The sequence below is a fragment of the Rhizobium tibeticum genome, assembly GCF_900110205.1.
GTDB lineage: Bacteria > Pseudomonadota > Alphaproteobacteria > Rhizobiales > Rhizobiaceae > Rhizobium > Rhizobium tibeticum.
The window spans coordinates 89,640-110,512 of sequence record NZ_FOCV01000009.1; the positions used below are offsets into that span (position 1 = coordinate 89,640).

The window sequence follows — 20,873 nt, forward strand, 5'->3', positions numbered from 1 at the left end:
TTGTTCTGGGTTCAGTGCTGCAGCGACTTGATCGCCGGGTAGAGAGCGCGGTAACGCTTGTAGGCATCCTCGTAGGCGCCGCTGAGAGCCGCGACTGGCTCAATCGTGCCGGCCGTCTTCGGCGGTGTGCAGACGGCAACCGGATCGGTGCTGGTCGCGGCGATCAGGCCGAGACGCGCGGCGCCGAAAGCGGCGCCGAAGTCGCCGTCCGCCGGCAGGTCGACCGGCACGCCGAGCGCCGTGGCGATCGAGGCCAACCAGTAGCGCGAGCGAGAGCCGCCACCGATCGCGGTGACGCGGGAAATATCCGTGCCAGCCGAGCGCAGTGCTTCGAGATTGTCGCGGATGGCGAAGGAGACGCCTTCCAGCACGGCTTGGGTCAGCACCACGCGGCTGCTCTCGTGCTCGAGGCCGATAAAGGCCCCACGAATGACGGCGTCGTTGTGCGGCGTGCGCTCGCCCGAGAGATAGGGAAGGAAGGTAACACCCGATGGCGCCTTCAGCGTTTCGCCAAGTTCGGCGGTCAGATCCGCCGCCGACTTGCCGGTGACACCGGAATGCCAGTTCAGCGCATCCGTCGCCGACAGGATGACGCCCATCTGGTGCCAGGTATCAGGCAGTGCGTGGCAGAAGGCATGCACGGCGCTTTCCGGCTTCGGCAGATAGGCGGCATTGGCGGCAAAAAGAACGCCCGAGGTCCCGAGCGACACGAAGGCAGCGCCATCGCTGACCGTACCCATGCCACAGGCCGAAGCTGCGTTATCACCTGCGCCCCCGGCAACGACGACGCTTTCCAACATACCCCACTTGCCGGCCAGCTCGCTGCGAAGCGTGCCACCCTGCTCCGTTCCTTCGATCAGATGAGGCATCTGCTTTTCATCGAGGCCGGTGACTGCAAGAAGCTCCGATGACCATTTGCGCTTGCCGGTATCGAGCCAGGCGGTGCCTGCCGAGTCCGACATTTCGGAGATGTGCTCACCGGTCAGCCAGAGACGCAGGTAGTCCTTCGGCAGCAGCACCTTGGCGACCTTGGCGAAGATTTCGGGCTCATGCTTGGCGACCCAGGCAAGCTTCGGCGCGGTAAAGCCGGGGAAAACGATGTTGCCGGTCAGCTTGCGGAACCGCGGATCGGAATCGAGCGCTGCCGCTTCGACGTAGGAGCGGGTATCGTTCCAGAGAATGCAGGGGCGCAGCACCTTGTCGTTGGCATCGAGCAGCGTCGCGCCGTGCATCTGGCCGGAGAGGCCGATGCCCTTGACGGCGGCGAGTTCCTTCGGATGCTTTGCCTTCAGGCCGGCAACGGCTTCTTCGGTGGCACGGATCCAGTGCGACGGCTCCTGCTCCGACCAGCCCGAATGCGGACGCGAGACATCGAGCGCGCCGTTGGCCGAACCGATGATCTTCTGATCGCCGTCGATCAGCATGGCTTTGACGCCGGAGGTTCCGAGATCGAGACCAAGATACATGTGTTTCTCCCCTTGCCGTTACGGCAGATTGTCTTGCAGGAATATGTCGAGGCGGATGCGCTCCTGCGCGTCGATCACGGAAAGTCCGTCCGCCTTCGCCTTGAGGACGCGGATGGCGCTGCGAACCTCATGACCCGCATCCTGGTTCAGAATTGCGTCGATCGTTCCATCAAGGAGCGCGGCGCGTGTATGCGCCGTCAGCTCATGGGCAATGACTGTCAGCGAGCGATCGATCGCCTTTTCCTTCAGCGCCTTGATCAGGCCGCGATTGCCGGCACCGAGGCTGTAGATGCCGATGATGCCGCTGTTCTTCGACAGCGCATCTGCCACCAGCATATGGGCCATCTCCGGATCGTCGCGCCCCTCGATGACAGGCAGGATCGAGAGCGATGGAAACTCCGCCGCTATAACGGCGGCGAAACCCTCGAGGCGTTCGCGATGGTCACGCACCAGCATCGAGCCGGCGAGCACCGCGATCTCGCCCCTGGCACCGCCGAGGAAACGCCCAAGCAGCCGCGCGGCCGTGCGACCGGCTGCAATATTGTCGACACCGGCATAGTGATGGCGCTGCGAGCCGGTGAGATCCGAAACCAGCGTCACGACGGGAATGCCGTCCTTCACCAGCCGGTCGACGGCGTCGCGCACTTCAGGCGCATCGGTGGCTACAAGGGCGATTCCCGAAGGCCGCTCCTCGCCAAGCTCATCCAGAACCTTCACGAGCGCGCCAGGATCGAAGGCTGGCACCTCGAGGGTGCGAATATTCGTTCGCTCCACGGACGAACGCGCGGCAGCCGCACGCACCTCGGCGTTCAGCCTGTGCATGAAGGAATTGTCGCTGGCCGGCAGGATGAAGACGAGCGGATAAGTGCGGCCCTTGGCGAGGTTGGCAGCAGCGACATCCCTGATGTAACCGATCTCGCGAATGGCATTCTCGACCTTCTCGCGCGTCACATGGCGCACGCCCGGTCGCTGGTTCAAGACCCGGTCGACGGTTGCCAGACTGACACCTGCCGCAGCAGCGATATCGTGAACTGTAGGTCTCATCTCTCCTCCTGACGAGACCTTTAGCTCCAAATTTGATGTACGTAAATCAAAATCTGCAAGCACATTTTTCTATCGAAGATCAGCCGGTAATTTTTCACGGCTTGAAGCGTGATGTGCGATGGCGTGGAAGGAAAAATGCAACAACGCCGGCTTGGTTCCAAGGCCGGCGTCACAATGCATTCATCGGAGAAATCAGTGGCCGCCGCCACCCCCGCCGCCGCCCTGCGGAGCGGGTTTGTCGATCAGCACAATGCCGACGATCATGGCGAGGAACAGCACGGTCAGCAACATAAAGATATCGGCGAACGACATCACCATGGCCTGCTTCGTTACCAGACCGACCATCTGCTTGATCGCGACCACCGCCCCATCCATGCCATAGGCATCATAGTTCGACGTCATGTTCTTGATCTGATCGAGCGCCATCGGATTGCCCCAGTCCAGACCCTCGCGGATCCGCTGATAGTGCACGTCCTGCCGGTTCGTCAGCACCGTGTTGATCACGGCAAGCCCCACGGCGCCGCCGAGGTTACGCGTCAGGTTGAAGAGACCGGATGCGCCGCGCATACGCGCCGGCGCCATCGTGCCGAGAGCGATATTGTTGATCGGCACCATGCACATCATCAGCCCGAACCCGCGCAGGATTTGCGGAATGAACAGCTCGTAGAAATCCCAGTCCGTGGTCATGCCGGTCATGATGTAGGTGCCGGCAGCAAAGCTTATGAAGCCCAGCACCATCATCAGCCTGAGGTCCATCTTGGTCGACAGCTTGCCGGCGATCGGCGCGGTGAAAAACATCGCGAGACCCGACACGAACATCGTCTCGCCGATCATCAGCGAATCGTAGCCTCGGATGCGCCCGAGATAGAGCGGATAGATGTAGGTCAGTCCGTAGAGGCCTATACCCATGACGAAGGAAAACAGCGAGCCGACGGCAAAGTTTCGGTTGCTGAAGGCCCTGAGATCGACGACCGGGAAGTCCACCTTGAATGCCCGGTAGAAGAACACGACGCAACCGATCGCCGAGGCGACGGCACCCATGGTGATGTGGGTGTCGTTGAACCAGTCGTTCGAATTGCCTTCTTCCAGTACATATTCCAGCGCGCCGAGGAACATGCCCATGGAGAGCAATCCCCACCAATCGAACTTCTTGATCAGCGAGAATTCCGGCTTGTCGAAATCGATGAAGTTCCAGGTGACGATCGTCACGATGATACCGGGCACGATATTGACCAGAAACAGCCAGTGCCAGGAGAAGGCATGGCTGAGATAACCGCCGACGGTCGGGCCGATCGTCGGGGCAAGCGTGGCGATCAGGCCGATGATCGGCGACACGATGCTACGCTTGGAGGGCGGGAAGATCGTGAATGCGGCCGCAAAGACCGACGGGATCATGCCGCCGCCGATGAAGCCCTGAATGGCGCGGTAGACGATCATCTGGTCGATGTTGGTCGCCGTCGCACAAAGCGCGCTCGCCATGGTGAACCCCGCAGCCGAGGCGGCAAACAGATATCGCGTCGAGACGATGCGTGCGAGCGTACCCGACAGCGGAATCATGATGACTTCAGCGATCAGGTAAGATGTCTGCACCCAGCCGATCTCGTCCGAACCGGCGCTGAGGCCCGCCTGGATTTCGGCAAGCGACGCCGACACGATCTGAATGTCGAGGATCGACATGAACATGCCGAGCACCATCGCGAAGAACGCGATGAGCTTGCGGGGATCCATATGATCCGTGGCAGCCGGAGTGACCGGAACGGTTCCAATTGTTGCGCTCGCGGCCATGGGGCTACCTCGTCAGACGATATTACTTGGCGGCGTCCGGCGCTGTGCGCGTGTCGACATCAACGACAACGCTGAGGCCAGCACGCAGGCGGCCGCTATCGAGGGCGTCCTGCGGCAGCGAGATGCGAACCGGCACGCGCTGGATAATCTTCGTGAAGTTGCCCGTCGCATTTTCCGGGGGCAGCAGCGAGAAGACGGAGCCGGATGCCGGCGAGATCGATTCGACCGTGCCGACGATCGGGCGATCGTCATAGGCATCGACGTGGACGTTAACCTTCGAGCCCGGAACCAAATGCTGGATCTGCGTTTCCTTGAAATTCGCGTCGATGAAGAGCTGGCGGACCGGGACGAGCGCCATCAGACGCTGGCCGGGCGACACAAGATCGCCTTCCTGGACGGAACGGTTGCCGACGACGCCGTCATAAGGCGCCTTCAAAACCGTGAAGGAGAGGTCACGGGCAGCCTTGTCGCGCGAAAGCTCGAGCTGGCGGATCGTGCCCTCAGCTTCGCGGCGCTGCGCCTGCAGGAGCGTGATGTTTGCCTCCGCGGATGCGATCGCCGCATCGCCACCGATGAGGTTCGCCTTTGCCTGATCGAGCGCGATGTTCGCAGCGTCGAGGTTGGCGGTGGTGCCGACAGACTTGGATTGCAGTTCTGCGGCACGGGTCTGCGTGATCTGTGCACCGCGAACAGTGGCTTCCAAGGCGGTCTTCTGGGCTTTGGCCTGATCAAGGCTTGCCTGTCCACCGGCGATCTGCGCGTCGATGCGCTGCAGCGAGAGCTTTTCGGTATCAAGGGACGCCATCGCCTGATCGAGGGCGAGCTTGTAGTCGCCGTCGTCGAGCGATGCCAAGACGTCGCCTGCCTTGATTTTCTGGTTGGCAACGACATTCACCTTGGCGACGTAGCCTGTGACTTTCGGCGAGATCGTCGCGATGTCGCCTCCGATATAGGCGTCATCGGTCGAGACCAGGAAACGGCCCGTCGTCCACCAATCGTAGCCGTACCAGGCAGCGCCTGCGAGCAGCGCAAGGCCAATGATCGGCAGAGCGAGACTGCGCTTTTTCTTCTTCTCTGCGGGAACGGCCTGCGTCTCAGCAGGAGCTTGCGGCGCGCGCGGTGCTTCCGCGGTGGGGACTGCGGCTTCCTGAGCCTTGCCCTCGGCATCAGCAGGCTCGCTGACGATGCGGGCAACATTGGCTTTTGGACTGGACGACATGGGCGGCTACCGGTAAATCGAGTGGAATTTAATCGAACTGAACGGTTCGGTTCAGTTGACATAGAACCTTTTTCCATTCATATCAAGATATATCGAACCGGTTGGTTCGGTTTTATTAACGAAAAATTCGCTGATGCGGATATGGTTAAGGAGCGATGACAGAGCTTTCCGATACGCGCGTGGACGACTCTCCCTCGACTGGCGGCCGGTGGGCTGCAGGCGAAGACCCTGCCAAGCGCAAACAAATTCTCGACGGCGCCCGACGCGTTTTCATGAAACTTGGCTTCGATGCCGCGAGCATGAACGATGTAACGCGCGAGGCCGGAGTTTCAAAGGGAACGCTCTACGTCTACTTCGCCAACAAGGAAGAGCTCTTCACCGCGATGATGGAGAGCGAGCGAGCGGCCTTCGTCGCCAGCGTGCGCAATACTCTCAAGAAATCCAATGATCCCGACGTCGCGTTGCACGACTTCGGCATGACCTTTGTCAGCCACCTGACCGAGGATAAGGTCATCAATGCAATGCGCACGGTCATCGGTGTACGCGACCGCATGCCGCACCTCTGTCAGCGTTTTTTCACCGGCCCGGAGAACATCCGGACGGTGTTGAAGGATTTCCTGACGAGCCAGGTCGAGGCTGGCCGTTTCGAGATCGACGACATCGAGCTTGCCGCCCGGCAATTCCTGGAACTCTGCGGTGGAAGTTTCTTCAAGCTGCGCCTGTTCGGCGACATGGACGCCCCTCCTCCGCGCGAGGAGATGGATCGCGTGGTCAATGGCGCCATCCGCGTCTTCACGGCAGCCTATGGCGCCAAGAAGCAGTCCTGAACCCGCCCTTTGATTTCTTCCTCCGTCGGCGCCAGAATTCCGCAACCCGGATCAAACGCGACGTACTGCCTTTCGCTATGAAAGGCGTGCAGCCAAGGGAGAAGGAATGAGCGCCGTCGGACGAGCGATCTGGTTTATCGAAAGTCATTTCGGCAACGACATCACTCTGCAAGAGATTTCGGACGTTGCCGGGCTTTCGCGCTACCACCTTTCGCGCGTCTTCGGGCTTGTCACCGGGCATTCGATCAGCAGCTATATCCGCGCCCGCCGCCTGAGCGGTGCGGCACGGACGCTGCTCGATCAACCGGCCAACATTCTCGAGGTTGCTCTCGACGCGGGTTACGGCTCGCACGAGGCATTCACCCGTGCCTTTCGCGATCAGTTCGGTCTAACACCTGAGGCCGTCCGCAAGCAGGGGCACACGCGCAACCTCGCACTTCTGGAGCCGATCCGCATGGACCCCGCCCGTCTTCCCGAACTCGAACCGCCGCGCTTCGAAACCCTGCCGCCGATGCTCTTCGCCGGTTTGCAGGAGACATATCCCTACGGTGGCAACGCCGCGATCCCCTCACTGTGGCAAAAATTCAATGTTCATTTCGGCAACATTCCCGGCCAGATCGGCAATGTCGCCTATGGCGTCTGCACGCATATCGAGGGCGAGGCCGAGACGTTCCGCTACATGGCGGCAGTGGCAATCGATGACAGCAGCGACCTGCCGGACGGCTTTACCACGCTAAAGATACCCGGCCAGCGCTACGCGGTCTTTGCTCATCGCGGCCATGTCTCTGGCATTCCCGCAACGATGCATCAGATTTTCGGGAACTGGATGCCGAACTCCGGCATTCAATTCGGCAACATGCCCGACATGTTCGAGCGCTACGACGAGCGCTTCGACCCCTATACCGGCATGGGCCTGACGGAAATCTGGATTCCCATCAGGGAATAAAAGGCGTCTGGCTTTCGTATATCCCCTTGCGCGCTTGCCAAGGCAGGCTGCGTCCGTACATTGCGAGCGTCAAATCTATGTGGCGCAAGGGGATATACGCCAATGCAAGACATCATGATGCTCGTTCAGGACCCGGCCGCCTGGGTGGCCCTCGTCACCCTCGTGGTGATGGAAGTGGTCCTCGGGATCGACAACCTCATCTTCATTTCTATTCTCACCAACAAGCTGCCGCCCGAGCATCGCGAGAAAGCACGCCAGGTGGGCATTGGCCTCGCCCTTGTGATGCGACTTGCCCTCCTCGGCACCATTGCCTGGATCGTAAAGCTGACGGCACCGATCTTCGAACTGTTCGGCCACGGCTTCTCCTGGAAGGACATCATCCTCATCGCCGGCGGTCTCTTCCTCTTGTGGAAAGCGACGAAGGAAATTCACCACAACGTCGATCCGGTCGATCAGAACGAGGATTTCATTGGCACGGCAGCGACGGCCGGCTTTGCAGCCGCCATTGGTCAGATCCTGCTGCTGGACCTCGTCTTCTCGGTCGACAGCATCATCACCGCCGTCGGCATGACACCGCATTTGCCGATCATGGTCGTCGCCGTGATTGCGGCAGTGACCGTGATGCTGGTCGCCGCCACGCCGCTTGCGAATTTCATCGAGAAGAACCCAACCATCGTCATGCTGGCCCTTGCCTTCCTGATGATGATCGGCACGACCCTGATCGCCGAGGGCATGGGCTTCCACGTGCCGAAGGGCTACGTCTACGCTGCGATGGCCTTCTCGGCGTTGGTGGAGGTGCTCAACATGTTCGCCCGCAATGCTCGCCAGCGGAAAAAGCAAGGCGGCCACTGAACCACCAAACGGCGCGGCTGCGGGCCGCGCCCTAAAGCATGTCCCCCAGGCTCCAATGATTGCCCCACCGCGCGTCGATCTCGTCATCGACGTTCTGATAACGGACGTCCGTCGATAGCCTGATCCGGTTCGAGGCGCTTTGGTTCGTGGTCGAGGCGTGGATCATGTAAGGACTGTGCAATACGACGTCGCCGGCCTCGTAGTCGGCGACCAGCCAGCGCGTATTGAAGCGCTCCGCCATCTCGGGGAGGTCCTTCGAAACCCAGCCGCCCTCGGTCATGTTGCGGTTGAATGCACTGATCCTTTCCTCTGCCGACAGGTCGAGGCTCTTCCTGGAAAATTCCTCTTCCATCCGCACGCCGAGGGCATGCGATCCCTCAAGATAGACGAGCCCGCCCATGTCGACCGGCGTATCGCCGATTGGAATCCAGGCGGTCACCAGCCGGTTGGTGCCGCCCCGCAGATAGACGAGATCGTAATGCGCGGGGGTTGCCGTCGCTGTGCCGGGCTGGGTGAAACGCATGATCTTGCGCTTGTGCAGGTAGGAGATTCCGCAAAGGAACTCGTCCATGAACCCCGCAAGCCGCGCCTGCGCGCAAAAACCCTCAAAGGCGACCGAGCGGACGAGCGACATCAGAATGCGATCGACCTGGCCTTTGTCTAAGCCCGTGCCGGCCGATAGCCCGAGCATCGGATCGGAGCCGGGTGCGACGAGCCCGCCGCGTGCCAGATGCGAGAAAACCCAGCCGCGAAACGCATTCACCGCTTCGGGATCGAGAAAGCGCTTCAACCAGACATAGCCGTTTTCGTGATAAAGCCTGCGGATCGCCTCCACGCCGATCGACGGATCCGTCGGCACGAGCCCACCCAAGCGGTTCGCCGCAGTCGAAAGGACCTTCCCGTTAGCGCCCAGGTCGGTCGCCGGCTGACCGGGCTTGCGATCCAGAGCAAGACTTGACATTTCGATCACTCCCAAAGCGAATAGACGTTGGAAAATCTGGAGGAAAGAAAGCAGACTTGCCATGGATGGAAAGAATGACTGGATTTTTCGCTCATCATGAAACGCCGATCGCGCTCTATCGCTCACCCTCTGCCGGCGGCACGGCGCTCGCCGTCACGGGGTTCGGCCGGCAACGCATTGGAACACGTATCGCCGACCGCCGCCTGCCGATGCACGCCGTCGTTCTCGTGGAAGCCGGGCATGGCACCTTGCAGACGGTGAAGGCAGGTGTTCAGGAGATCCGTGGGCCATCGCTCTTCTGGCTGCCCGCCGGCACATTGCATTCCTATGGCCCGACCAACGGAGAGAGCTGGGAGGAACGATGGGCTCTCTTCGAGGGAACGCTGACGGCAGACCTGATCCGTCAGCGGCTGATATCGGCGGCAGCTCCGCTGGTGCGGCTGCACAATCTTCGCGAGATGCAGCATCTCTTCAGCGCGCTTCATTCGGACTTTGCAGCAGGCGATCCGCTCAGCCTTGCATCGGCAGCAGCGACGCTTCACCGCATCGCCGTCCAAGGCGCCCGCCAGGCAACCACGCGCAGGAACGATGCCGGCGACGTAAACGTTGAGTTGGTGATCGAGACCCTGCAGCGTCGCGCATTCGAGCCGACGGACATGCAGTCCCTCGCGCAGGAATTCGGCATGTCGCCGGCAACGTTGCGGCGGCGTTTCCAGGCGGCCATCGGCCTCTCACCGAAGGCCTTCCAGCAGCGCCTTCGCATCGATCGGGCCAAGCAGTTGCTGGCGACATCCGATCTCTCGATCGAGGCGATTTCGAATGCCGTCGGCATTGACGACGCATTCTACTTTTCCCGAATGTTTCACGATCGCGAACACTGTTCGCCAAGCGAGTTTCGCCGCCAGCACTGCAGATTGTGAGCGCAGCCGTATCAACCGGTCTTCGCAATGTGACGAGTGGCGGGCTCAGTGCGCTCCGGCACCACCACCTGCCTGCGACTTCCGGGTGAGCAACAGCGCGAACGCGGCGATGGCAAGCACCACTCCGATGACGGCGAAAGTGTCGCTGAAGCCAAGAATGAGCGCCTGGCGCTTGACGATTTGGCCCAGGACGACGATGGCTTTCTTGCTGGCGACCGCCGGGTCTGAGACCCCGTGCGCCAGGAAATAATTCGTCGTTTGGCTGAGGCGGTCGCGAACCTCGTCGCGGGCAAGCGTCACAGACTGACCGATGATATTCGAATGGAACTGCTCGCGCTTCGTCAGGATCGTACCAAGCGATGCCGTGCCAACGGCGCCGCCGAGGTTGCGCAGCATGTTCGTCAAGCCCGATGCAGCCGCAGCATCCGACGCCGCGATGCCGGCCGTCGTGATGGCGGTGATCGGGGTCAGGACAAGGGCCTGGCCTATGGCGCGCACGATATTCGGAATCCAGAACTGATCACCGGCGTTGTCTGCCGACAGCGTGATGTTCATGAAACAGCTGATCGCGAAGATCGAAATGCCGAGGAAGCCGATATAGCGGGCGTCGAAGCGCTTCATCAGCAGTGGGACCAGCGGGATGAGGAGCAGTTGCGGCAATCCGGTCCAGGCCAGCACATTGCCGATCTGCTCGGCGTTGTACCTCTGCACCTGACCCAGATACTGCGGGAGGATGTAGACAGTGCCAAACAGGGCGACGCCGACGAGCACATTGACTGCAACGCCGATACCGAAATTGCGCTGTTTCAAAAGACGCAGCTTCACCAGGGGTTTTTCAACCGTCAGTTCGATCCAAACGAAAGTGACGAGGAAGACAACAGCCACGATGCTGAGCTTGACGATGAAAGGCGAGGAGAACCAATCCTCTTTGTTGCCCTCCTCAAGCACGGTCTGCAGGGCAGAAAGGCCGATTGCCATGGTAAAAATGCCAGCCCAGTCGCCCTCCTTCAGCAGGTGGAGCTGCATCGGCTGCTTCTCGAGCGTCAAGGCAAGCGCGATCGCCATGACGGCGCTTGGAACGGCGTTGATGAAGAAGATGGTCTGCCAGCCGTAATTTTCGGTGAGAAAGCCGCCGATCGTGGGGCCGATGGCCGGAGCGAAGGTAACGGATAGGGCAAAGAGCGCCAGGCCGCGCGGCTGCTGTACCTTCGGCAGCTTGGTCAAGACCATGGTGAAAGCCATCGGGATCAGCACGCCGCCGGCAAATCCCTGCAGCCCGCGCAACAGAATCATCGTCCCGAGATCATGGGCGAACGCACAGGCAATCGAAAAGATCGGGAAGAGAACCGAATTGACGAGAATGTAGCGGCGGAAGGAAAAGACGCTGCTGAAATACGCCGTCAGCGGAATGACGACGATCTCGCCGATCAGATACGAGGTTGAAATCCAGGCACCATTGTCGACGCCTGTGCCGATGCCGCCCTCGATGTCGAGGAGGGAAGCATTGGTGATCTGGATGTTGAGGATTGCCATGAATGCGCCGATCATGCCGGCAAGTACGGCAATCCAATCCTTCATGCTGGCACGCGGCTGGGAGACAGCAATTGTGGTAGACATGACAAGATCCTCATCTTCTGCCCATCAGGCCCCATGGGTCGCGTTGACGGCCTTGGTGTCGATGCTCGGTTGCACCGACATGCCAGGACGAAGGTCGCCGCTGGCGGCACCATTGCCGTCGAGTACGATCTTGACCGGGATACGCTGCACGACCTTCGTGAAATTTCCGGTGGCGTTATCAGGTGGCAGTAACGCAAACTCCTGGCCGCTGGCCGGCGCTATGCTGTCGACATGACCGTGATATGTGCGGCCGGGGAAGGTATCGACTTCGATGTCGACCGGCTGGCCGGCATGCACGTCGGTCAGCTGCGTTTCCTTATAGTTCGCAATCACATAGGCCGCATTCGTCGGGACGACCGACATCAACTGCGTACCTGCTTGAACGTACTGACCGACGCGCAGCGTGCGGTTGCCGACGGTGCCGTCAACCGGTGCCACGATCGTGGCATAGGAGAGATTAAGCTCGGCCTGACGCTCGACGGCCTGGCTGCGGGCCAGAGCAGCTTTTGCCTGAGCAAGCTCAGCGTTCAGAAGATCGACCTGTTTTCCGGCCGCATCGAGCGCTGCGCTGTCGCGCGCGATCGTTGCCTGTGCCGCGGCGATCTGCGAGGCCGCCTGCTGGGCGGTCTGGACCGGGGCGTAGCCGTTGGTGGCAAGGCTCGAATAGCGCTTGTTGTTCTGCTCGGCGAACGTCTCGTTGGCCTCGTCGACCTCGACGGTGGCACGGGCGGCAGCGATCGTCGATTGCTGGATAGCGAGGGCCGCCTGCTTGGCATTGAGCGTGGCCGCAGCGGCGGAAACGTCGGCTTTTGCCTGGTCGAGCGCCGTCTGGAAATCGCGATCATCGATCCGCGCAAGCGGCTGGCCCGCCTTCACCGGCTGATTGTCATTGACAAGCACCTCGGCCAGATAGCCAGAGACCTTGGGCGCGATCGTGCTGTTATCCGCCTTTACATAGGCGTCATCGGTCGACACATGGAAGCGACCGACCGTCCAGTAATCGTGCCCGTAATAGGCGCCCGCGGCCACGATCGCGAGGGCCGCCGCGCCAAGCAGCAGCGACCGACCCGGGCGCTCGCGCGATTGCGGCGGCGCCTTGGCGGCAGTGCGTGGCGCCTCCGCTTGCAGTGGCCTGCCGGCCTCAAGCGTTTCCGGGGCCGCCTCTATCACCGGTTCAGTGGTCGGGGCGCTGTTGTTGTTCAGAGCATGCAGCTTCTGGGCGGTCATTGTTTTCTCCGATCATGGCCGCCGTCGGGAGGGCTGCGGCGCCTGATGCATAAAAAGGAAAATTGACGTTTTCCAAAATATGCTCTATAAAATCGATGTCAACATGAATTTGGAAAATCGTGATGGTCCCAAATCACAAGATCGAGAGAAGGCCCCGTGGCAGACCGCAGGCGCGGTGCGACGAGGACACCAGGAGCGTCATCATCGAGGCTGCGAACAAGCAGTTTCACGAGAATGGATATGCGACGGCGAGCATCGCGGCGATCGCGCAGGAAGCCGGCGTCTCGACGAAGACGCTCTACCGGCTCTTTCCAACAAAAGCCGACCTCTTCTCGGATCTGATTTCCGATCGCATCGGCCGCTTTCTGTTGGCCCTCGACCCGACCACGCTTGCGGCGGCTGATCTGCGCCAGGGGCTGGAGCGGATGCTGATGGCCTACGGCATGCTGACGCTCTCCGAAGACACCATCACGATGATGCGCCTTGTGATCGGCGAGTCCGACCGCTTCCCCGAGATCGCGGCTTCGTTCTATGAAAACGCCATCGTCCGAACGAATGCGCTGATGGAGGGATGGCTGCGCAAGCAGGTCGATCGCGGCGTCATCGCCCTCGCCGACCCGCATGCCGCCTGCGGGATGCTGCGCGGCATGATGGCCATGGAGCCCCAGCGCGCCGCAATGTTGCGCCAGCAGCCGGCCCCCGGGATCGAGGAGATCGCCGCGCGGGCAAAAATGTGCGCAGATCTGTTTATGAACGGTGCGGCAGTCGTTCCGGCATAGAAGCCGCGCCTAAGCGCGAAGACCGGCGTCAGGCGGTCCTTGCAAGCTCCTTGTCGATCGCCGAGACCAGCCGCTGATCCTCGGCGGTGACATCAGGCGCAAACCGCGCAACCACCTTGCCGTCGCGACCGACCAGGAACTTTTCGAAATTCCAGAGGATTTCACTGTTGTCGCCGCTCGCCAGGCCGTTGTTGCGCAGCCGCTCCCGCATCGGACCGTCGCCAATGGCAGTACCGGCAGCGGCTGTCAGCAGTTGGTAAAGCGGATGTTTGTCCTCGCCCTTTACCGAGATCTTCGAGAAGATCGGGAATTTCACGTCGTAGGTCAGGGTGCAGAATTCGACGATCTCGGCATCCGTGCCAGGCTCCTGCCCCTTGAAATTGTTTGCCGGAAAGGCGGCAATCACGAAGCCGCGCTCGCGCTTGTCCTCATAGAGCTTCTCAAGCCCTTCATACTGGACGGTCAGACCACATTTGGAGGCGACATTGACGACCAGCATCACCTTGCCACGGTGATCGTTCAATGTCGTCTCGCGACCATCAGCCAGCTTCAAGGGTACATTCAAAATATCAGTCATCGCCATCTCCAGCATGAATTTCGCTGCGGAAGCTATACCCACCCAGACGTTTGTCCAGCGGGCAAACGCAGTCCACTGGCAAAATCAATTAAAACAGCTAGTTTGCCCCGAGAGCACGGGAGGGCGCGACGGAAGATGGTGCTGGAATTGCTGGTGGCGGTCGTTGTCTTCGCCTTGCTCATGACAGCCTCGATCGGAACGATGCTGACCTATTCGAAGCTGCCGGTCCATCACCGCCAGGACGAAACGAACACCGTCGTCCGGCTGGTCGCCAACATCTTCGTCGTCATGACCTCGCTCGTCTTCGGCCTGATGATCAATTCCTCAAAGAACACCTTCGCCGAGATTGACAAGAACGTTCACGCCTTCGCGACGCAGATCATCCTTCTTGACCGGACATTGCGCACCTACGGCCTGGAGGCCAACGAAACCCGCAAGCGTCTGGAAAACTACGTCGAAAACGCCCTTAGCAATCCAGTTCGGGCGCCGGATCCGTTGGTTAAAAGCGACCGCACGAGCGAGCTTGCTCTCAACGCGGTCGGCGACAGTCTTGCGCTGATCGCACCATCCAACCCGGGGCATGTTGTGCTGTGGAACGACGCCCGCCAGCAGTATCAAAGGATCGTCGAGCAGCGCTGGATCATCGTCGAACAGTCGGAGGGCGTCATCCCCCGGCCGCTCATCACGATGTTGACGGCATGGCTGACGCTGATTTTTGCCAGCTTCGGCTATCGCGCGCCCAGGAACGTCATCGTTGTGCTGATGTTCTTCATATCTGCGCTGCTGATATCCTTATCGATCTTCGTCGTGCTCGACATGGATGTTCCGTTCGCGGGCTGGATCCAGATTTCCGACACGCCTCTCCGCAGGGCGCTGGCTGAGCTTCAACAGTAGCAGCGCCCGATCGCCGCGCCATCGAGAACAGACAGCACGGCGCGACGCCTCATCAGGCTCAGCGAACCGCAACCGCTGGCCACGCGATGAGATCGGCCTTGGCGCCGGCGAGCGTATCGCGGCTGCGGGCGACGACATCATGGGGAAAACCAAGCGGAATGGCACTCGCGTCATCCAGCCGCCGGACGTGTTCGTCAGTAAGCTTCACGTCGAGCGCTGCGAGGTTGTCGGACAGCTGAGCAGGTGTGCGGGGGCCGATGATCGGCAGCGTGTCCTTGTGCAGCACCCATGCGATGGCGATCTGGCCGGCGGACATTCCGGTTTCCTCTGCAATGGCAATCAGAGTGTCGACGGCTGCGGTCTTGCGCGCATCGCTCTCCGCGTGAATGACGACGCCGAGGCCCTGCTGCCGGCCGGTCTCTCCCTTGCGATACTTGCCGGTGAGCAGTCCGCCGCCAAGCGGCGACCAGCCAACGGCGCCAAGCCCAAAGGCTGCCGCCATCGGAAGCAGTTCACGCTCGGCGGTGCGCTCGACGAGGCTGTATTCGAGCTGCAGGGCCGAAAGCGGCGCCCAGCCGCGAAGCTCTGCAAGGGTGGCCCCGGTTGCCGCTCGCCAGGCAGGAAAGTCGGAAAGGCCTGCGTAGAGAATCTTGCCCGATCGGACGAGGTCATCGAAGCCGCGCATGATCTCATCGATCGGCGTCACCGCGTCGGGCATATGCGCCCAGAGAAGATCGATGCGATCGGTGCGAAGCCGTTTCAGGCTTGCCTCGACGGACTGGACCATGGCCTTGCGGCTATTGCCGGTGCGGTGCAGCCCCGCGCCATGGGTGTCGCCAAGGGAGTACTTGGTGGCCACGATGACATCGTCGCGATCGCTTTGGATGAAATCGCCGAGCATCGTTTCCGATTGACCGAATTGGTACTGGTCCGCTGTGTCGAGAAAATTACCGCCGGCGGCGCGATAGCCGTCGAACATCGCCTTGGCATCTTCGCGGCTCGACCCGTAACCCCAGCCGGTTCCGAAGTTGCCGGTACCGAGCGCCATGCTGGAGACGCGAAGGCCTGTCCGGCCAAAGATTCTATAACGCATTGTCATCGCCCTTCTTGTGTCCTTCATCTATTTTTAAATGACGATCGTCATTCGTTTGCATTTAAATGACGGACGTCATATAACTTGTCAAGCGTAAATCATGAGAGCCTAACATGCGCCCGACCAAGGAACAGGCAAATCAAAACCGCCAGCGGATCATCGACACGGCCGGCAAGCTGTTTCGCGAGAAGGGGATTCATGCCGTCGGCGTCGACGACGTCATGAAGGGCGCCGGACTGACGCATGGCGGCTTCTACGGCCACTTCAAATCGAAGGGCGACCTCGCCGCGGAGGCCCTGAGCCACGCCATGGACGAAAGCCTGAGATCGGAGCAGGATTACCCCTCGCTCGCGGCCCTCGCAGAGACCTACCTGTCAAAGGCGCATCGAGACGAAACCGAGAATGGCTGCACGGTGGCGTCGCTCGGCCCCGAACTTGCGCGTCTGCCAAGCGGCAAGCGCGGTGTAATCGCCAGCTACATCAGGAAGCGCATAGGACAGGTCGAGGCACTGCAGGAAAAAACCGGCGGCAAGGCTGATCGCGGCAAGGCGATTGCCGATCTCTCAAGCCTCGTCGGCGCCCTCGTCATGGCACGCGCGGTCGATGACGAGGCATTATCCGACGAGATCCTCGCAGAAACGATCCGCATAATCGGCAGCAATCGTTAGCCCTTGCGGTGGGCGGTGCTCAAGCCGCTGAACCATCACCGGCCATCGGCCATGGCCGGAGGGGGCGATCGCCGGCGATGGTTGCGGTCCATTGCCGCCAGACTGTCTGAACCCCTCCTCGATCTTGCCGAGGTTGAACGAGCCAGGCATCTGACGTGGCGGATACTCCTTCATGGTCGTCAACTGCGCCGCCAACCCCTGGATCGGCACAAGGACGAAGGCACGGTCGAGGAACCAGTCGTTATAAGTATTGGAATCGTGCTGGGCCTTTTCGAAAGGGTCGCGGCGCAGCGAACCGGGACATTGCCGCCGATCAAGGCGGCACGCCCGGCGGTAAAACTTTGCTGTAGTAGTCGCCCAGTCCGTCGGGGCCAACACTTGAGAGCGGTTTAACTCGAGATGACCTCCATCGATGGGACATTCGCGTCTTGACGGCCATCGTCCCGCGTCCTGGACGACGGACCACGGCGCCCACTTGCACGCAGAGAGTTTTGCTGGCGCAGCGGGATTGAATAGCCGCCGGCGCGGCACAGTTATCCTTCAGGAGTTTTCTGCCGCCCAGTCTCTGTTTCCGGAAGAGCATGACAACGCATCAGATCCTCGCCTTTGGCGTCATCGGCCTGATGATGGCAGTCTTCATCTGGGATCGGTTCCGCTATGACGTGGTCGCCTGTTGTTCTCTCGTCCTGGCGGTGGCGGTCGGCATCGTCCCTTTCGACAAGGCATTTTCGGGTTTCAGCGATGACATCGTCATCATCGTCGGCAGTGCGCTCATCGTCAGCGCCGGCGTCGCGCGCTCGGGAATCGTCGATACGACGATCAAGCGCTTCTTCCCCAACCTGAACAAGCTGCATGCGCAGCTTGCCCTGCTTCTTATTGTCGTCGCGGTTCTTTCCGCCTTCATCAAGAACATCGGCGCACTTGCGATCATGATCCCGGTCGCTTTCCAGTTTGCCCGCAAAACCGGGAGATCGCCATCGCTCTACCTGATGCCCATGAGCTTTGCTGCCCTTCTCGGCGGGCTGATGACCCAGATCGGCACCTCGCCGAACATCGTGGTCTCGCGCCTTCGCGGCGAAATTACCGGGGCGCCGTTCACCATGTTCGACTTTACGCCCGTCGGCGCGACGCTCACTCTGGTCGGAATCGTCTTCCTGATTTTCTTCCACCGGCTCGTTCCCGAGCGGCAGAACGAGAATCCGTCGCTGGAGGAAGCGCTGGATTTCAAGAACTACTTCTCCGAAGCAACCGTGGTGGAGGGCTCGAGCTTTGAAGGCAAGGAGCTGAACGGGATCCTGCAGCTCGGCGATGGAGAAGTGGTCGCAACTGCGATCCTGCGCGGACATTCGCGTCTCTCGCCATTCCCTGACATCCTTCTAAAGGCAGGAGATACAATCCTGCTGGAGGGACGCCCGGAAGCGCTGGACCGCGTCGTTTCCAATGCCAAGCTCAAGCTTTCCGGCAAGCCGATTCCCGAAGCAAAAGCCGAAGGAGACGTGACCTCAATCGAAGCGGTCATCTCATCGGAATCCATGTTGATCGGCTGGTCTGCACGCCAGCTCTCACTGTGGAACCGCCGTCGGATCAACCTGCTTGCCGTCAGCCGCCATGGCCACCGGCTGACGGAGCGGCTGAGCGAAGTGACACTGCGCGCCGGCGATGTTCTTGTTTTGCAGGGCAGCCGCCGAAACCTGCCGGCCTTCCTGCAGGAATTCTCCTGCCTTCCTTTGGCGCAGCGCGACATCATGCTTGGCACGCCGCGCAGGGCCTATGTGCCGCTGCTGATCCTCGCGGCCGCGATGGCCGTGACGGCAGCCGGAATGGTCCCGGTCTCGGTCGCCTTCTTCTGCGCCGCACTGGCGATGGTCGTCTTCCGGGCGATTCCGCTCGCCGAGGTCTACAAGGCCGTGGACGGACCGATCCTGATCATGCTTGCAGCTTTGATCCCTGTCTCCGACACACTGCGAACGTCCGGTGGCAGCGATCTGATCGCCGGATGGCTCGGGCACTTTGCGGCCCAGATGCCGCCCTTCGGCGCATTGGCGCTGATCCTCATCACCGCCATGGCGGTGACACCGTTTCTCAACAATGCGGCGACGGTCCTGGTCATGGCGCCGATTGCGGCGAGCTTTGCCCAAGCACTCGGCTATAGACCCGAGGCCTTCCTGATGGCGGTCGCCATCGGCGCCGGTTGCGATTTCCTGACGCCGATCGGCCATCAGTGCAACACGCTGGTTTTCGGGCCCGGCGGTTATCGCTTCAGCGATTACCCCCGCCTCGGCCTGCCGTTGTCCTTCATCATCGTCCTCGTCAGCGTGCCCGCACTGCTCCATGTCTGGCCAGTTCACTGACGCTATTGCCCATTTTCCTTGACGCGCGCGGTCGAATATGGCCTTAAGGCCAGCCAAATGGGCAATCGGCGACGAACAGGGGCAGTGCCCTTTTCCGGCCGGTTTCCTGATCCAGTTATCTGCATTCTTTCCGGCCGAACGTCGCTTTCTCAAGAAAGCCGTCCGGCATCATTTGACGGGCACATAAAATGACAGCTTCCGGCGTCCGCGTCCGCATTGCTCCCTCGCCGACCGGCGAGCCGCATGTCGGCACTGCTTACATCGCTCTCTTCAACTATCTTTTCGCCAAGAAGAACGGCGGCGAGTTCATCCTGCGCATCGAAGACACCGATGCGACGCGCTCGACCCCGGAATTCGAAAAGAAGGTGCTGGACGCGCTGAAATGGTGCGGGCTCGAGTGGAAGGAAGGCCCGGACGTCGGCGGTCCCTATGGTCCCTACCGCCAATCGGACCGCAAGGAAATCTACACGCCCTACGGCCAGGAGCTGTTGGACAAAGGCCATGCCTTCCGCTGTTTCTGCACGCCCCAGCGGCTGGAAAAGATGCGCGAAGAGCAGCGCGCCGCCGGCAAGGCGCCGAAATATGATGGTCTCTGCCTGAAGCTCACCGCCGAGGAAGTTACCTCCAAGATGACAGCTGGCGAAAGCTCCGTCATCCGCATGAAGATCCCGGCGGAAGGGTCCTGCGACTTCACCGACGGCGTCTACGGCGATGTCAGCATTCCGTGGGACTCGGTCGACATGCAGGTGCTGATCAAGGGCGACGGCATGCCCACCTATCACATGGCGAACGTCATCGACGACCACCTGATGAAGATCACCCACGTCGCTCGCGGCGAAGAGTGGCTGGCCTCGGTGCCGAAACACATCCTGCTTTATCGCTACTTCGACTGGGAAGCACCGGTCTTCATGCACCTGTCGCTGATGCGCAATGCCGACAAGTCGAAGCTGTCAAAGCGCAAGAACCCGACCTCGATCTCCTACTACTCCGCTCTCGGCTACATCCCCGAAGCGCTGATGAACTTCCTCGGCCTTTTCTTCGTGCAGATCGCCGAAGGCGAAGAGCTGCTGACGATGGACGAGCTCTCCGAGAAATTCGATCCGGACAACCTTTCCAAGGCCGGCGCGATCTTCGACATCCAGAAGCTCGATTGGCTGAACGGTCGCTGGATCCGTGAGAAGCTGTCGGAAGAAGAATTCCAGACCCGCGTGCTTGATTGGGCGATGGAAAACGATAGGCTGAAGGCCGGCCTGCGCCTGTCGCAGTCGCGTATCTCCAAGCTCGGCGAACTTCCCGATCTCGCAGGCTTCCTGCTGAAGTCCGATCTCGGTCTCGACCCGTCGGCCTTCGCCAAGATCAAGTCGCCGCCGGAAGAGATCCTCGAGATCCTCAACACCGTCCAGCCGGACCTCGAAAAGATCCTCGAATGGAACGTCGAGACCATCGAGGCCGAACTGCGCGCTATTGCCGATCGCATGGGCAAGAAGCTGAAGGTCGTCGTGGCGCCGCTCTTCGTCGCCGTCTCCGGCTCGTCGCGCTCGCTGCCGCTATTTGACTCGATGGCGATCCTCGGCCGCTCGGTCGTGCGTCAGCGGTTGAAACTGGCGTCGCAGGCCGTGGCGTCACTCGTCGGCCCGAAGAACTGAA

19 protein-coding genes are annotated in these 20,873 nt (G+C 60.9%); 9 read left to right on the plus strand and 10 right to left on the minus strand.

Annotated elements, in window-relative coordinates:
* Window positions 1–11: 11 nt before the first annotated feature.
* From xylB to BSG20_RS12130, 4 genes are all read right to left on the minus strand, one after another.
* Window positions 12–1,466: a xylulokinase gene (gene xylB / locus BSG20_RS12115; RefSeq protein ID WP_072375434.1), complete on the minus strand. Its 1,455-nt coding sequence runs from the start codon at window positions 1,464–1,466 to the stop codon at window positions 12–14.
* Window positions 1,467–1,484: 18 nt separating this feature from the next.
* Window positions 1,485–2,510: a LacI family DNA-binding transcriptional regulator gene (locus BSG20_RS12120; RefSeq protein ID WP_072375437.1), complete on the minus strand. Its 1,026-nt coding sequence runs from the start codon at window positions 2,508–2,510 to the stop codon at window positions 1,485–1,487.
* Window positions 2,511–2,702: 192 nt separating this feature from the next.
* On the minus strand, window positions 2,703–4,295 hold the full coding sequence (locus tag BSG20_RS12125; RefSeq protein WP_072375440.1) for a DHA2 family efflux MFS transporter permease subunit: 1,593 nt from the start codon (window positions 4,293–4,295) through the stop codon (window positions 2,703–2,705).
* A 22-nt stretch (window positions 4,296–4,317) separates the two neighbouring features.
* Window positions 4,318–5,514: an HlyD family secretion protein gene (locus tag BSG20_RS12130; RefSeq protein WP_072375443.1), complete on the minus strand. Its 1,197-nt coding sequence runs from the start codon at window positions 5,512–5,514 to the stop codon at window positions 4,318–4,320.
* A gap of 155 nt (window positions 5,515–5,669) precedes the next feature.
* Here BSG20_RS12130 and BSG20_RS12135 point away from each other — a divergent pair, with 155 nt between their 5' ends.
* The 3 genes from BSG20_RS12135 (at window position 5,670) to BSG20_RS12145 (ending at window position 8,139) form a co-directional block, all read left to right on the plus strand.
* Complete coding sequence (locus BSG20_RS12135) at window positions 5,670–6,341, plus strand: TetR/AcrR family transcriptional regulator (protein WP_072375445.1); 672 nt, start codon at window positions 5,670–5,672, stop codon at window positions 6,339–6,341.
* Window positions 6,342–6,447: 106 nt separating this feature from the next.
* Window positions 6,448–7,287, plus strand: a complete 840-nt coding sequence (locus BSG20_RS12140; protein ID WP_072375448.1) for a GyrI-like domain-containing protein — start codon at window positions 6,448–6,450, stop codon at window positions 7,285–7,287.
* A gap of 102 nt (window positions 7,288–7,389) precedes the next feature.
* Entirely contained in the window at window positions 7,390–8,139 is a 750-nt protein-coding gene (locus tag BSG20_RS12145) for a TerC family protein (RefSeq protein ID WP_072375451.1), read from the plus strand.
* Between the two features lie 31 nt (window positions 8,140–8,170).
* Here the strand turns inward: BSG20_RS12145 and BSG20_RS12150 are convergent, their stop codons facing one another.
* Window positions 8,171–9,100 (minus strand): phytanoyl-CoA dioxygenase family protein, encoded by a 930-nt coding sequence (locus tag BSG20_RS12150; protein WP_072375657.1) that lies wholly within the window; start codon window positions 9,098–9,100, stop codon window positions 8,171–8,173.
* Window positions 9,101–9,174: 74 nt separating this feature from the next.
* Between BSG20_RS12150 and BSG20_RS12155 the strand changes: the two genes are divergently transcribed.
* On the plus strand, window positions 9,175–10,020 hold the full coding sequence (locus BSG20_RS12155; RefSeq protein ID WP_072375659.1) for an AraC family transcriptional regulator: 846 nt from the start codon (window positions 9,175–9,177) through the stop codon (window positions 10,018–10,020).
* A 45-nt stretch (window positions 10,021–10,065) separates the two neighbouring features.
* On the opposite strand, the gene BSG20_RS12160 is transcribed toward BSG20_RS12155, so the two are convergent.
* Window positions 10,066–11,637: a DHA2 family efflux MFS transporter permease subunit gene (locus BSG20_RS12160; protein WP_072375454.1), complete on the minus strand. Its 1,572-nt coding sequence runs from the start codon at window positions 11,635–11,637 to the stop codon at window positions 10,066–10,068.
* Between the two features lie 24 nt (window positions 11,638–11,661).
* Window positions 11,662–12,864, minus strand: a complete 1,203-nt coding sequence (locus tag BSG20_RS12165; RefSeq protein ID WP_072375457.1) for an HlyD family secretion protein — start codon at window positions 12,862–12,864, stop codon at window positions 11,662–11,664.
* Between the two features lie 122 nt (window positions 12,865–12,986).
* On the opposite strand from BSG20_RS12165, the gene BSG20_RS12170 reads away from it, so the two are divergent.
* Complete coding sequence (locus BSG20_RS12170) at window positions 12,987–13,643, plus strand: TetR/AcrR family transcriptional regulator (protein ID WP_072375460.1); 657 nt, start codon at window positions 12,987–12,989, stop codon at window positions 13,641–13,643.
* 28 nt (window positions 13,644–13,671) lie between these two features.
* On the opposite strand, the gene BSG20_RS12175 is transcribed toward BSG20_RS12170, so the two are convergent.
* Window positions 13,672–14,220 carry a glutathione peroxidase gene (locus BSG20_RS12175; RefSeq protein WP_072375661.1) on the minus strand — a complete coding sequence of 183 codons (549 nt, stop codon included), beginning with the start codon at window positions 14,218–14,220 and terminating at the stop codon, window positions 13,672–13,674.
* Window positions 14,221–14,355: 135 nt separating this feature from the next.
* Between BSG20_RS12175 and BSG20_RS12180 the strand changes: the two genes are divergently transcribed.
* Window positions 14,356–15,114: a bestrophin-like domain gene (locus BSG20_RS12180; RefSeq protein ID WP_072375463.1), complete on the plus strand. Its 759-nt coding sequence runs from the start codon at window positions 14,356–14,358 to the stop codon at window positions 15,112–15,114.
* 58 nt (window positions 15,115–15,172) lie between these two features.
* On the opposite strand, the gene BSG20_RS12185 is transcribed toward BSG20_RS12180, so the two are convergent.
* Window positions 15,173–16,207 carry an aldo/keto reductase gene (locus tag BSG20_RS12185; RefSeq protein WP_072375466.1) on the minus strand — a complete coding sequence of 345 codons (1,035 nt, stop codon included), beginning with the start codon at window positions 16,205–16,207 and terminating at the stop codon, window positions 15,173–15,175.
* 113 nt (window positions 16,208–16,320) lie between these two features.
* On the opposite strand from BSG20_RS12185, the gene BSG20_RS12190 reads away from it, so the two are divergent.
* Complete coding sequence (locus BSG20_RS12190) at window positions 16,321–16,875, plus strand: TetR/AcrR family transcriptional regulator (protein WP_072375469.1); 555 nt, start codon at window positions 16,321–16,323, stop codon at window positions 16,873–16,875.
* Here BSG20_RS12190 and BSG20_RS37340 read toward each other — a convergent pair.
* On the minus strand, window positions 16,822–17,253 hold the full coding sequence (locus BSG20_RS37340; protein WP_244541318.1) for a hypothetical protein: 432 nt from the start codon (window positions 17,251–17,253) through the stop codon (window positions 16,822–16,824). The two genes, BSG20_RS12190 and BSG20_RS37340, sit on opposite strands and share 54 nt — an antisense overlap.
* A gap of 203 nt (window positions 17,254–17,456) precedes the next feature.
* Between BSG20_RS37340 and BSG20_RS12200 the strand changes: the two genes are divergently transcribed.
* Together BSG20_RS12200 and gltX are read left to right on the plus strand one after the other, a co-directional pair.
* Complete coding sequence (locus BSG20_RS12200) at window positions 17,457–19,226, plus strand: SLC13 family permease (RefSeq protein ID WP_072375472.1); 1,770 nt, start codon at window positions 17,457–17,459, stop codon at window positions 19,224–19,226.
* Between the two features lie 188 nt (window positions 19,227–19,414).
* Window positions 19,415–20,872 carry a glutamate--tRNA ligase gene (gene gltX, locus BSG20_RS12205; RefSeq protein ID WP_072375475.1) on the plus strand — a complete coding sequence of 486 codons (1,458 nt, stop codon included), beginning with the start codon at window positions 19,415–19,417 and terminating at the stop codon, window positions 20,870–20,872.
* Window position 20,873: the final 1 nt, after the last annotated feature.

Excerpts from the sequence above, each read along its gene's own strand:
- BSG20_RS12140 (WP_072375448.1), top strand. The coding sequence starts at position 6,448 with ATGAGCGCCGTCGGACGAGCGATCTGGTTTATCGAAAGTCATTTCGGC.
- BSG20_RS12130 (WP_072375443.1), bottom strand. The coding sequence starts at position 5,514 with ATGTCGTCCAGTCCAAAAGCCAATGTTGCCCGCATCGTCAGCGAGCCT.
- BSG20_RS12190 (WP_072375469.1), top strand. The coding sequence starts at position 16,321 with ATGCGCCCGACCAAGGAACAGGCAAATCAAAACCGCCAGCGGATCATC.
- BSG20_RS12135 (WP_072375445.1), top strand. The coding sequence starts at position 5,670 with ATGACAGAGCTTTCCGATACGCGCGTGGACGACTCTCCCTCGACTGGC.
- BSG20_RS12165 (WP_072375457.1), bottom strand. The coding sequence starts at position 12,864 with ATGACCGCCCAGAAGCTGCATGCTCTGAACAACAACAGCGCCCCGACC.
- BSG20_RS12180 (WP_072375463.1), top strand. The coding sequence starts at position 14,356 with ATGGTGCTGGAATTGCTGGTGGCGGTCGTTGTCTTCGCCTTGCTCATG.
- BSG20_RS12160 (WP_072375454.1), bottom strand. The coding sequence starts at position 11,637 with ATGTCTACCACAATTGCTGTCTCCCAGCCGCGTGCCAGCATGAAGGAT.
- BSG20_RS12155 (WP_072375659.1), top strand. The coding sequence starts at position 9,175 with ATGACTGGATTTTTCGCTCATCATGAAACGCCGATCGCGCTCTATCGC.
- BSG20_RS12145 (WP_072375451.1), top strand. The coding sequence starts at position 7,390 with ATGCAAGACATCATGATGCTCGTTCAGGACCCGGCCGCCTGGGTGGCC.
- BSG20_RS12185 (WP_072375466.1), bottom strand. The coding sequence starts at position 16,207 with ATGCGTTATAGAATCTTTGGCCGGACAGGCCTTCGCGTCTCCAGCATG.
- gltX (WP_072375475.1), top strand. The coding sequence starts at position 19,415 with ATGACAGCTTCCGGCGTCCGCGTCCGCATTGCTCCCTCGCCGACCGGC.
- BSG20_RS12125 (WP_072375440.1), bottom strand. The coding sequence starts at position 4,295 with ATGGCCGCGAGCGCAACAATTGGAACCGTTCCGGTCACTCCGGCTGCC.
- BSG20_RS12200 (WP_072375472.1), top strand. The coding sequence starts at position 17,457 with ATGACAACGCATCAGATCCTCGCCTTTGGCGTCATCGGCCTGATGATG.
- xylB (WP_072375434.1), bottom strand. The coding sequence starts at position 1,466 with ATGTATCTTGGTCTCGATCTCGGAACCTCCGGCGTCAAAGCCATGCTG.
- BSG20_RS12175 (WP_072375661.1), bottom strand. The coding sequence starts at position 14,220 with ATGACTGATATTTTGAATGTACCCTTGAAGCTGGCTGATGGTCGCGAG.
- BSG20_RS12150 (WP_072375657.1), bottom strand. The coding sequence starts at position 9,100 with ATGTCAAGTCTTGCTCTGGATCGCAAGCCCGGTCAGCCGGCGACCGAC.
- BSG20_RS12120 (WP_072375437.1), bottom strand. The coding sequence starts at position 2,510 with ATGAGACCTACAGTTCACGATATCGCTGCTGCGGCAGGTGTCAGTCTG.
- BSG20_RS12170 (WP_072375460.1), top strand. The coding sequence starts at position 12,987 with ATGGTCCCAAATCACAAGATCGAGAGAAGGCCCCGTGGCAGACCGCAG.